This window comes from Vreelandella boliviensis LC1, assembly GCF_000236035.1.
Classification (GTDB): domain Bacteria; phylum Pseudomonadota; class Gammaproteobacteria; order Pseudomonadales; family Halomonadaceae; genus Vreelandella; species Vreelandella boliviensis.
Genome location: NZ_JH393260.1, coordinates 43,488 through 54,897, shown reverse-complemented (window position 1 = coordinate 54,897; position 11,410 = coordinate 43,488). Strand labels below are relative to the sequence as shown.

The following is an 11,410-nucleotide window of genomic DNA, read 5'->3' as shown; positions in this document are numbered from 1 at the left end:
TGTCATTGCGAGCGAAGCGAAGCAATCTCGGGGTTTTGCTACCGCCAAAGAGATTGCCACGTCGCTGCGCTCCTCGCAATGACATATGAAGTGTCGTCGCGAGCCCCGCCATGCCGTTGCGAGCCCCGCCATGTCGTTGCGAGCGAAGCGAAGCAATCTCAGGTTAAGCGGGTGCTTTGGTGTGCTGCGGGCTATGAACGGCGTGTAAGCGCGCGATTAACTGGTCTTCCAGCGCGAAGCGTTCGGTAAGGCCGCGGGCCAAACGATCAATCCAGGCAGGAAGGCGGGCGATATTTTGCTCGCAGCTGAGCGTAGAGCCAAAATCGGTATCAAACTCCAACACCATCTCGGTGGACATTTCTAAACGCTCAAGCAACTTCTCCGCGATGACGAGCGCGCCCTCATCTCCAAAGGCCTGAGCCTCTTCCGACAGCTGGGGATAAATCTCAAAGTGGCCAGCGCTGATGTAGTCCATCAACTGCTCACTGAAGGTATCGATGGGCGCCTTGTTCACTGCTTCCAGTTCAGCATCACACGCTTCTTTCAGCTCGATAAAGCTAACTAATAGCTGACGACGCTGATCCAGCCAGCGGTCGATTAGGGTATGTACGCCTCCCCAGCGCTCCAGGGCATTTTTACAATCTTCGAGCATGGGGCTTTCTCCTTAAACTCACCTTTTAACTACTATTAATAACGACTATTAACCGCTCAGAACAAAGAATAGGCTTAGAGTCGCGCCTCCCACTACCTCTGTCAATCCTAGCAAGTACGGTTTCCATGGTACTAAAAGTTCACTACCCATAACGCTTTCTTCTATGGCTGATGACCAGCGCTCTCAGTCGGCTGGCCTTGCCATATTCATGCCTCTCACGATGCTCTCATCTTCCGGCCACCATTGCGAGCACAGCAGCAAGCAGGATATACCGAGTAGAAAGCACACTGGGCTCTGACTTAAGACGACACCGCTCTCTCGATAGGCTATAACATGGCCTGTTCTAACCTGGCAGCGACCAAATAGTCGCAGCTTTTGTTGTTCTAAACGATAGATTTCAGCAAGATGAAGTACGTCAGGAAATACGGCAAGGGTTAATTAAAACAAGGAACATACCATGAAACAGATAACGCGCTTGGGCCTTGGCCTACTGCTCTCCTCAAGTCTGGTTACCGCTCACGCTGATGACGTCAAAATTGGCATGATCACAACGCTTTCTGGGGGCGGCTCGCACTTGGGCGTGGATGTTCGCGATGGCTTTATGCTGGCACTCGAGCAGTCGGGCCGTGACGATGTGGAAGTCCTGATCCAGGATGACGCTAGACGCCCGGATCTAGCTCGTAGCTTGTCCAATGAGTTTATGCAGCGAGATAAGGTCGATATTCTGACCGGGATTATCTGGTCGAATCTGGCGATGGCTGTCGTTCCGTCAGTGGTACGTCAGGGTACCTTCTATCTCTCACCCAATGCCGGGCCTTCCGATTTAGCCGGGAGGATGTGCCACGAGAACTACTTCAATGTGGCTTATCAGAACGACAACCTACATGGTGCGATGGGCGCTTATATGCGTAAAGAGGGGTATGAGCACCCGATCATTATGGCGCCTAACTACCCCGCTGGCACCGACGCCTTAGCAGGCTTCAAACACCTTTACGAAGGCGAAGTCGTCGGCGAGCTTTACACCCAAATGGGCCAGACCGATTACGCCGCTGAAATTGCCCAGATTCGCGATAGCGATGCCGACAGCCTGTTTTTCTTCTTGCCCGGCGGCATGGGTATCTCGTTTATGAAGCAGTGGGAGAGCTCGGGAGTTGAAATGCCAATCTTTGGCGCAGCGTTCTCCTTTGATGAAATTCTTATCAAAGCGGTGGGCAGTGCTGCCATTGGCGCACGTAATACCTCGCTATGGGCTTATGATTTGGAAAATGAGGCCAACGACCGCTTTGTTGAGGGCTTCCAGGCTACCTATAGCCGCATGCCGACCCTCTACGCGGCGCAAGGTTACGACACCGCTAACCTGATCCTTAGTGCGCTTGAAACCGCCCATCCTGATGACAAAGACGCCTTTCGCGAAGCGCTGCGGGCCGCCGACTTTGACAGCGTGCGCGGCGAGTTCCGTTTTGGTCCCAACCAGCACCCCATCCAGGATATCTACGTGCGTGAAGTCGTAGAGGGGGACGATGGAGAGCCCACCAATCGCCTGATGGGTATCGCTGTTGAAGATATTCAAGACGTCTACTTTGAGCAGTGCCAGATGTAAGTTCGCCTCGGCTGGGTGTATTCACCCAGCCTTTATTCTCTTACCGCACTAAGGATTCCTACCGTGTCGGTTACTCTGCTGATTGAGCAATTACTTAACGGCGTGCAGCTGGGCACAATGCTGTTTTTGATGGCCAGCGGCCTGACGCTGGTGTTTGGGGTCATGGGGCTGATCAATCTCGCCCATGGCTCCTTTTATATGGTGGGGGCCTACGCCACGGCGACGGTGACGGCCTCGACAGGCTCTTTTTTGTTGGGTTTGGGCGCCGGTATAGCGGCGGCGGCCTTGGTGGGTGCATTAGTAGAACTGCTAGTGATTCGTCGGCTTTATCATCGCCCTCACCTTGATCAGGTGCTGGCCACCTTTGCGCTTATTCTGATTTTTTCAGAGGGCACACGCTGGATTTTCGGCTCATCACCCTTATGGCTGAGTCCACCTTCTTGGCTAACCGGGTTCGTTACCTTGCCGGGAGATACCCGCTACCCCATCTACCGACTAGTGCTGATTGGCATGGGTATTGCTATTTCGATTGCCCTTTACCTGCTTATTTCGCGCACGCGGTTAGGCATGCGCATTCGGGCAGGGGAAAGCGACCGCGAAATGATTGGTGCGCTGGGGGTCAATATTTCAAAACTCTATACGCTGGTGTTTGCCTTAGGTGCAGGGCTTGCAGGCTTAGCGGGGGCTTTAGTGGGCGCGCTACAATCGGTGCAGGTGGGTATGGGGGAGCCGGTGCTAATCCTGGCCTTTGTAGTAATTGTCATCGGCGGTATTGGCTCGATTAAAGGCGCGCTGCTCGGTGCGCTCCTGGTAGGTATTGTCGATACCTTGGGCAGGGTCTATTTGCCCATCTTTTTCCAAGCGTTTATGCCGCCTTCTGAGGCAACCGGGGTCGGTTCAGCGCTGGCCGCGATGCTGATCTATATCCTTATGGCCGTTATCCTCGCGTTTAAGCCTAAGGGGCTATTCTCTGCTCATGACTAATAATACTTCAACGTCTAATAGCTCCTCCCTGGCTAATCGCGCTTCGCAACGCACCACTACCGACGCTGCGTTAGCGTCCAAGGCAAATAGCCACTTTGACCGTAAAGGCCTGGTTCAGTTGACCCTACTCGGCCTGCTGTTACTGCTGCCGGTGGCGGCTTATTTTCTGGGCCACATTTATTACGTCAATCTGGCCTCTCGGATCACCATTATCGCCATGGCGGCGGTGGGCCTTAACCTGGCGATTGGCTACGGCGGCATGGTGAGCTTTGGCCATGCCGTCTATTTTGGTCTGGGCGGCTACGTGGCAGGCATCAGCGCCTTCCACGCCTTCGATTTAACACCGTTTATGAGCTGGCCGTTTACCGTGCCGGGTAGCGATAGCATGCTAGTGGTGTGGCTCGTCGCTGTCCTGCTGTGCGCGCTGCTGGCGCTAGCCATTGGCGCTATTTCACTACGTACTACGGGGGTCTATTTCATTATGATCACCCTCGCCTTTGCGCAGATGATTTACTACTTTGCCAACTCCTGGCCGACCTATGGCGGCCAGGATGGCCTGCCTATTTATATACGCAACACCCTGCCGCTGGCAGATAGCAGCAATGCGCTTACCTACTTTCTGATCTGCTTCACTGGCTTGGTGCTGGCGATGGCCATCACTTCACGACTGATGAAATCACGTTTTGGTGCCGCCTTGACCATGGCGCGCCTCAACGATGTACGCTTGGCGACAGCAGGGATCAACCCCTACCCTATTCGCCTAGTGTCGTTTGTTATTTCGGCGGCGATAACCGGGCTGGCAGGCGCCCTCTATGCCGATCTGAATGGCTTTGTTAGCCCGGCAATGCTCAGTTGGCACTTCTCTGGTGAGCTCATGGTAATCGTCATCTTAGGCGGCGTGGGGCGGCTATATGGCCCCCTGGCCGGAGCGGTGCTGTTTGTGATGATGGAGACACTGCTAGGCGGCATCACCGAGTACTGGCAGCTTTTCCTGGGTCTAGTGCTACTCGGGGTAGTGCTGTTTGCCAAGCACGGTGTGCTGGGGTGGCTCGCCGGGAGGGAGCGCAATGAGTGAGAGCGTCCTTTCACTGCAAAACCTGCATAAGCGCTTTGGCGCACTCCAGGCGACCAACGATGTCTCACTGGATCTTCATCAAGGGGAAATTCACGCCCTGATTGGCCCCAACGGCGCGGGGAAATCGACCCTAATTGGTCAAATCGCTGGAAACATACGCCCTGATGAAGGGAGTGTTTACTTAGTGGGTAGGGAGATCACCAGCATGAGTATCGCTCAGCGGGCGCGGCTTGGGTTGGGGCGTAGTTTTCAGGTCTCATCACTAGCGGAACCGCTATCGGTAATGCGTAACGTGATGATGGGTGTTCAAGCCCTGCAGAGCCACAGCTTTCGCTTCTGGAAACCCGTCGCCAGTGATCAGCAGCTTCTTACGCCAGCATATGAAGCGCTGGAGCGTATGCAACTTAGCCACCGCGCCTGGACACCTGTGTTTGAGCTTTCTCATGGCGAGCGCCGTCAGGTAGAAGTGGCCTGCGCCTTAGCACTCAAGCCCCGCGCCCTTCTGCTGGACGAACCCATGGCAGGTTTGGGCCCAGAGGGCTCGGCGAAGCTGACCGAGCTGCTTGAAGCGCTAAAGCTAGAAGTGCCTATTCTACTCATTGAGCACGATATGGAAGCGGTGTTTCGCCTTGCCGATCGAATTTCGGTGTTGGTGTCCGGTAGCGTTATCGCCCATGGCGATAGTCACGCGATTAAGCAGGATCCGCGCGTTCGCGAAGCCTACCTGGGGGATTCTGATGCTTAAAGTGACCAATATTGAAACCTTTTATGGCCCCTCCCAGGCGCTGTTTGGGGTGAACCTTGAAGTCAATGCCGGTGAGATGGTGGCCCTAATGGGGCGCAACGGCATGGGTAAAACCACCACCATTCGCTCAATCTTCGGCCTTACCCCGGCCAGCCGCGGCAGCATTGAGTTTGAATCCCAGAACCTGCGCTGCCTGCCGGCTTACCGGATTGCCAAAGCGGGATTGGGTTTGGTACCAGAGGGTCGCCGCTGTTTCCCTAATTTGTCGGTGCGCGAAAATCTGCTGGTAACAGCTCGACCAGGTGAATGGACACTGCAGAAAGTGGAAACGCTATTTCCCCGCTTAGCGGAGCGCCACGCGCAAATAGCTAACACCCTCTCCGGTGGCGAACAGCAGATGCTGGCCATTGGTCGTGCGCTAATGACCAATCCACGCCTGCTGGTACTGGATGAAGCCACCGAAGGCTTGGCGCCAGTGATCCGACAAGAGATTTGGCGAGCGATTCGCCTGCTCAAGGCGCAAGGCCAGGCCACGCTATTGGTGGATAAGTCGTTAAGTGAAATCCTGCCCATCGCTGACCGTTGCACTATCTTGGAGAAGGGCCGCAGCGTGTGGGAGGGTAAGCCAGACGTGCTGGATAGCACCGTTCGTGATCGCTATCTAGGCGTTTAGGCGCCTCTGGTTAGGTATGAAATGCTTTGATCCATTCAACAAAGCAGCCATCGTCAAGATAGTGCTCAAGAATCGAGAAATGATCGTCATCGGGGAGTAGCTGCTGGGTCACATTCTGCCCCTGCTCTTTTAAATGCCCAGTCAAATGCTCAGCATAACTACTCATCTGCCGAGCAAATTCGTCAGACTCTAAGCCCCCTGCTACCAACTTTATCGTCCCAGGCACTCGGCACGGTAGCCATAAGGGGCTGAACTCCTGCACATCGCGCCCGCTAAGCTGTAGCTTGGGTTGCAGCCACGACCAGGGAAAAGGCCGAAGATCGTAGAGGCCGCTGATACACAGCGCGCCGCGAATCAGTTGGTTGGGCAAACCGAAGGTGCCCTCCCAGTCCGTCGACATTAGCATCGCGCATAGATGCCCACCTGCCGAGTGCCCCGAAATACTCATTTGCTCAGGGTCGATGGCTAACTCAGCGGCATGCTTGTATACGTAAGCCACTGCGGCCTGGCTCTGCCGCACCAGCTCGCTAAAGCGCACCTGGGGGCAGAGCGCGTAGTTAACCACCGCAACAGTGATACCGGCTTTCACCAAGTCATCAACGATAAAACTAAATTCACGGTGGCTTAGTGAGCGCCAGTAGCCGCCGTGGAAAAACACATGCATCGGTGCGTTAGGTACATCGGCATGAAAGATATCCATGCGCTCTGCAAGCGAAGGTCCATAAGCAAGATTAAGCGTTGTACGGTGGCGTGCCCGGGACACCTCACTGCGCTGACACCAATCCTTTACCAACACCGCCGGGTCTCGACCGAGCATTGGGTCGTAGGCACGGTCGATCTCTTCTTGAGTCGCAAAGTGTTGATAAAGCACGCCGAATTCCCTTAAAGCTACTACTTACGTGTTGATAACCAGAGCATACGCAGCGGGGCGATTGCCAAGATGGCAAAGCCAATCAGCGTCCAGGCGGGCAGTGAGAGGCCTAATAAAGAGAAATCGATGTTAGCGCACTCGCCAGAGCCGGTTAACACCATGGCCACCACGTCCTGCATGGGCAGGATATCCATCATGTAATCAAGCCCTGGGCCGCAGGAAGGTACTTCGTCGGCAGGCAAGCCTTGTAGCCACACATGACGCCCGGCGACAAAGGCGCCGGTTCCAACGGCAGCCAGCGACAGCAGCCCATAAATGACTTTACCCACACGCCCAGCGGGACTGTGGATAGCGGCAATCGCGAACACGATACCAGCAACGATCACCGCAACGCGCTGAAAGATACACAGCGGGCAGGGTTCATAACCGCCGATGTGTTCAAGCCCCAGGGCTACCGCCATCATTAATACGCAGAAAGCTAAACCGGCCAGGGCAATCGAGCGAAAGGGGCGCTGAATCATTGACGAACCTCCGATGGCAGCGCCGACATTGCGCGGGACTCACGAGCTTTGGTGAAGTAGACCTGTAAAAAATCCTCAAAGGTCTCTTTGTCAGCGGCTTCAATATCATGCTGCTGCTGGTGCGATGTTTCTATCAACTGGGCTAGCAGTGCTTCGCGGCTACGTTGCATAGGCTCGGCTTTTAACTGCTCCGCCTGCTCTTTGGCCAGAATGAGCATCAAATCGCTAAGCGATCCACCGTTCGCTTTGAGCCGTTCGAGCACCTGGGCAGAGGGGGTTAGCGAAGGATCTTCTAGGCGTGGCGCGAGGCTTGCCAGAGCGTCAGCATGAGGGCTTCCCTCTTCGACGGCATCTAACAGTCGGGCGACTTCGCCCATCTCAGCGAATATCTGCTCGCCCCACTCAAGCACCGAAGTGGTTTCACCATGGTTGAATAACTTGAGTTCAGGGTCACGACCACGCTCAACCACCCAGCGGCGGTTGTCGTCTAAGCGGTCACACTCTTCGTCGGAGATCCATGGGCTGTCGCTGAGCAGGCACCACATCAAAAAAGTGTCCACAAAACGCATCTGGTCTTCAGTAACGCCAAGGGGATCGAAGGGATTTAAATCCAAACAGCGTACTTCGATGTACTCCACACCGCGGGCTTCGAGCGCTTGGCTAGGCGTTTCGTTGTGCTTGGCGACCCGCTTGGGGCGAATATCGCTGTAGTACTCGTTTTCGATCTGGAGAATATTGGCGTTTAACTGACGCCACTCTCCGTCCACATTAACGCCCATTTTTTCATAGTCGGGCCATGGTGATGAGATGGCATGACGCAGGGTATTAACGTAGTTAGAGAGCGAGTTAAAACAGATTTTAAGCTGCGACTGTACTTTGTTTTGATAGCCCAGATCGGACATCCGCAAGGTCGTCGCGTAAGGGGCAAAGTAAGTATCGTCGCTAAGCGACTGAAGCTTTTCTGGCACTTTCCCTTCAGGCAAAAAGCTCTTATCGATGGCCGGTGAGGCGCCAAACAGATAGAGCAGTAACCAGCTATGGCGGCGGAAGTGACGAATCATGCCGAAATAGCGGGTTGAGCGGTAATCGTTGAAGGGAATATTGGTGGCTTTTTCCAACTCGCGCAGGGCATGCCACATATCATCGGGCAGCGATACGTTGTAATGAACGCCTGCAATCGCCTGCATGATACGGCCATAGCGCATGTCCAGCCCTTTACGGTAAACATGCTTCATGGTGCCGACGTTAGAGCAGCCGTAGTCGGCAATCGGCACGCTGTCGTTACCAGATAGCCTGGAAGGCATGCTGCCGGGCCATATCCATTCGTTTTGCAGGTGATGATAGGTAAAGGTATGCAGGTCAGATAAAAAGCACAGCGCTTCACCAGGGTCGGAGTAAACCGGCGTGATGTACTCTAGCAGCGACTCTGAGTAATCAGTGGTGATATGCGGGTGCGTTAATTTAGAACCAAGCGCGTGTGGGTGCGGCGTTTGGGCAATGTGCCCGTTAGCATCAACCCGCAGCCCCTCTTTTTCAAGCCCACGACGCAGGCGGCCCAACCGACCAAGGCGCGCACTGGGAATCAGGCGCTCGACTTGCGCGGTCAGCGCAGATGGCACAGTGAGTGGTTCAGGCAAGGTGAACACTCCTTGTCAGTAAAGCCCGCTGTGAGCGGGCCTTGGTGTAGTCAGGTGGCATCGCCATTGTCTCAGCCTCTAATCTCTCAACGACGCGAAATAGAAGGCAGGATATGGCGGCAACCATGTTTTTTTCAAGGCGCGCGACTATTTGCCGCCTCGCGCTTTTAACAATGCGGCACCCAGCGCGCCCATGGGGGTCGGTGCTTCGGCTGGCTTAGCGCTGCTACGCTGGCCTCGGGACGGCTTGCGGGTCGCATTGTGTTGGTCCGTAGGTGAGCCGCTGTTTTCAGCCTCCGGCTGGTCATCCAGCCGCATCGATAGCCCTACCCGCTTACGCGGGATATCCACGCTCATGACTTTAACGGTGACGATATCTCCCGCCTTCACCACGCTGCGCGGATCGTCGATAAAGCGGTCAGATAGCGCCGAGATATGCACCAGGCCATCCTGATGGACGCCAATATCCACAAAAGCGCCGAAGTGCGTGACGTTAGTCACGGTGCCTTCGAGCACCATGCCGAGCTTGAGATCTTTTAGTGTTTCGACCCCTTCGCGGAACTCAGCGGCTTTAAATTCTGGGCGCGGGTCGCGGCCGGGCTTATCCAGTTCTTTGAGGATATCGCTGACGGTGGGCACCCCGAAACGCTCATCGGCAAAGTCGGCAGGCTTTAAAGCTTTCAGAGCGGCGCTATCGCCAATCAAGCCGCGTACTTCACGACCGCTCTGCTTGGCGATACGCTCGACCAATGAGTAGGCCTCCGGGTGAACGGCGCTGGCATCCAGGGGGTTATCGGCGTTGTGGATACGCAGGAAACCCGCGCACTGCTCGAAGGTTTTTGCGCCTAAACGGCTGACTTCTAAAAGCTCTTTACGGCTTTTGAAAGCGCCTTTAACGTTGCGCTGGGCAACGATATTTTCGGCCAGCGCAGCACTCAGCCCGGCTACCCGGGAAAGCAGTGCGCTGGAGGCGGTATTGAGGTCGACACCCACGGCGTTAACACAGTCCTCTATCACTACTTCCAGGCTGCGCGACAGCTGCACTTGAGAGACATCATGTTGGTACTGGCCCACGCCAATCGACTTGGGCTCGATTTTAACCAGCTCGGCCAGCGGATCTTGCAGGCGACGGCCAATGGAGACCGCGCCGCGTACCGTGACATCAAGATCCGGCATTTCACGTGAGGCGTATTCAGAAGCGGAATAGACCGAGGCACCCGCCTCCGAGACCATGACTTTGCTTAATCGATGCGCTGGCGCCAGCGCTTTAAGCAGCTCACCCGCCAGCTTATCGGTTTCGCGGCTGGCGGTGCCGTTACCTACGGCAATCAGCTCAACGCCGTGCTGTTTCACCAACTTCGCCAGCACGCTCAGGGCTTCATTCCATTGGTTTTGCGGCGCATGGGGGTAGATAGCGGTGTGGTCGACAAACTGCCCGGTCGCATCAATCACTGCCACCTTACAGCCGGTGCGCTGACCAGGGTCAATAGCAAGGGTGACTTTCTGCCCCGCCGGGGCGGCTAGCAGCAGGTCCTTTAGGTTGGCGGCGAACACTTCAATGGCGGTAAGCTCAGCCTGTTCGCGTAGGCGACCCAGCAGCTCAGTCTCCAGGGCGGTGTAGAGCTTCACCCGCCAAGTCCAGCGTACGACTTCCGCTAACCATTTATCCGCTGCACGGCCCTGATCACTGATACCAAACTGCTTGGCAATCGCTAGCTGGGCGGGGTGGATGGGCGCTTCTTCTTCGCCGGGCAGCCGGATAGACAGGCTCAATACACCTTCGTTGCGCGCCCGGAACATTGCCAAGGCACGGTGTGACGGTGCTTTGGCGAGCTTTTCATCGTGTTCAAAGTAATCGGAAAACTTAGCGCCCTCCTGCTGTTTGCCATCCAGCACCCGGGCGCTTAGCTCGCCCTCTTGCCATAACCGCTCGCGCAGTTGGCCGATAAGTTCGGGGTCTTCGGCGAAGCGCTCCATCAAGATCTGCTTGGCGCCATCCAGGGCGGCCTTGGCGTCTTCGATGGCGGGAATATCGCCCTCTGCCGGGCGCAAATAGTTTCCTGCTTCGCTTTCCGGGTTAAGCGTTGGGTCGGCAAGCAGGGCATCCGCCAGCGGCTCTAACCCTGCTTCGCGAGCGATCTGCGCTTTGGTGCGGCGCTTTTTCTTAAACGGCAGGTATAAATCTTCCAGCCGCTGCTTGGTCTCTGCGGCCTCAATGCTGGCTTTCAGCGGGCCGTCCAGCTTGCCCTGCTCATCAATGGCAGCTAGCACTGCGGCGCGACGCTCTTCCAGTTCGCGCAGATAGCGGAGGCGCTCATCAAGCTGGCGCAGCTGAATATCGTCCAGCGCGCCGGTGACTTCTTTACGATAACGGGCAATAAACGGCACGGTTGCGCCGCCATCCAGCAGCTCCACCGTGGCGGATACTTGCTCGGGACGTACACCAAGCTCAGTGGCTAGGCGGGAAATAATACGCTGATTGACATCCATAAATTGCAACTAACTCATGCAGCATTTTTTAGTGCCCAACAAGGTATCACAAACGCGCCACGGCTGGCATGGCCTTGAGAATAACCCCCGAGATTGCTTCGCTTCGCTCGCAATGACAACAGAGGCTCGAAATGACACCTCATATGTCATTGCGAGGAGGCT

The 11,410-nt window shown here is 55.6% G+C and carries 10 protein-coding genes; 5 read left to right on the top strand and 5 right to left on the bottom strand.

Annotation, left to right across the window (positions count from 1 at the left end):
- Nucleotides 1-163: 163 nt before the first annotated feature.
- Nucleotides 164-652, bottom strand: a complete 489-nt coding sequence (locus KUC_RS17225; RefSeq protein ID WP_007114520.1) for an Rsd/AlgQ family anti-sigma factor — start codon at nucleotides 650-652, stop codon at nucleotides 164-166.
- Between the two features lie 457 nt (nucleotides 653-1,109).
- On the opposite strand from KUC_RS17225, the gene KUC_RS17220 reads away from it, so the two are divergent.
- The 5 genes from KUC_RS17220 (at nucleotide 1,110) to KUC_RS17200 (ending at nucleotide 5,729) form a co-directional block, all read left to right on the top strand.
- Nucleotides 1,110-2,252, top strand: a complete 1,143-nt coding sequence (locus tag KUC_RS17220) for an ABC transporter substrate-binding protein (protein WP_007114519.1) — start codon at nucleotides 1,110-1,112, stop codon at nucleotides 2,250-2,252.
- Nucleotides 2,253-2,315: 63 nt separating this feature from the next.
- Nucleotides 2,316-3,236, top strand: coding sequence for a branched-chain amino acid ABC transporter permease (locus KUC_RS17215; RefSeq protein WP_007114518.1), 921 nt, complete (start codon nucleotides 2,316-2,318; stop codon nucleotides 3,234-3,236).
- A complete protein-coding gene (locus KUC_RS17210; RefSeq protein WP_007114517.1) occupies nucleotides 3,229-4,311 on the top strand; it encodes a branched-chain amino acid ABC transporter permease in 1,083 nt (360 codons plus the stop codon). The genes KUC_RS17215 and KUC_RS17210 overlap by 8 nt, the downstream gene beginning before the upstream one ends.
- Nucleotides 4,304-5,056, top strand: a complete 753-nt coding sequence (locus KUC_RS17205) for an ABC transporter ATP-binding protein (RefSeq protein ID WP_007114516.1) — start codon at nucleotides 4,304-4,306, stop codon at nucleotides 5,054-5,056. Before KUC_RS17210 ends, KUC_RS17205 begins: the two co-directional genes overlap by 8 nt.
- Nucleotides 5,049-5,729 carry an ABC transporter ATP-binding protein gene (locus KUC_RS17200; RefSeq protein WP_007114515.1) on the top strand — a complete coding sequence of 227 codons (681 nt, stop codon included), beginning with the start codon at nucleotides 5,049-5,051 and terminating at the stop codon, nucleotides 5,727-5,729. The genes KUC_RS17205 and KUC_RS17200 overlap by 8 nt, the downstream gene beginning before the upstream one ends.
- Before the next feature lie 10 nt (nucleotides 5,730-5,739).
- On the opposite strand, the gene KUC_RS17195 is transcribed toward KUC_RS17200, so the two are convergent.
- From KUC_RS17195 to KUC_RS17180, 4 genes are all read right to left on the bottom strand, one after another.
- Nucleotides 5,740-6,600: an alpha/beta hydrolase gene (locus KUC_RS17195; protein WP_007114514.1), complete on the bottom strand. Its 861-nt coding sequence runs from the start codon at nucleotides 6,598-6,600 to the stop codon at nucleotides 5,740-5,742.
- Nucleotides 6,601-6,620: 20 nt separating this feature from the next.
- Complete coding sequence (locus KUC_RS17190; RefSeq protein WP_007114513.1) at nucleotides 6,621-7,121, bottom strand: disulfide bond formation protein B; 501 nt, start codon at nucleotides 7,119-7,121, stop codon at nucleotides 6,621-6,623.
- Nucleotides 7,118-8,758: a glutamate--cysteine ligase gene (gshA, locus tag KUC_RS17185; RefSeq protein ID WP_040481469.1), complete on the bottom strand. Its 1,641-nt coding sequence runs from the start codon at nucleotides 8,756-8,758 to the stop codon at nucleotides 7,118-7,120. Before gshA ends, KUC_RS17190 begins: the two co-directional genes overlap by 4 nt.
- Before the next feature lie 147 nt (nucleotides 8,759-8,905).
- Entirely contained in the window at nucleotides 8,906-11,248 is a 2,343-nt protein-coding gene (locus tag KUC_RS17180; RefSeq protein ID WP_007114511.1) for a Tex family protein, read from the bottom strand.
- Nucleotides 11,249-11,410 lie beyond the last annotated feature (162 nt).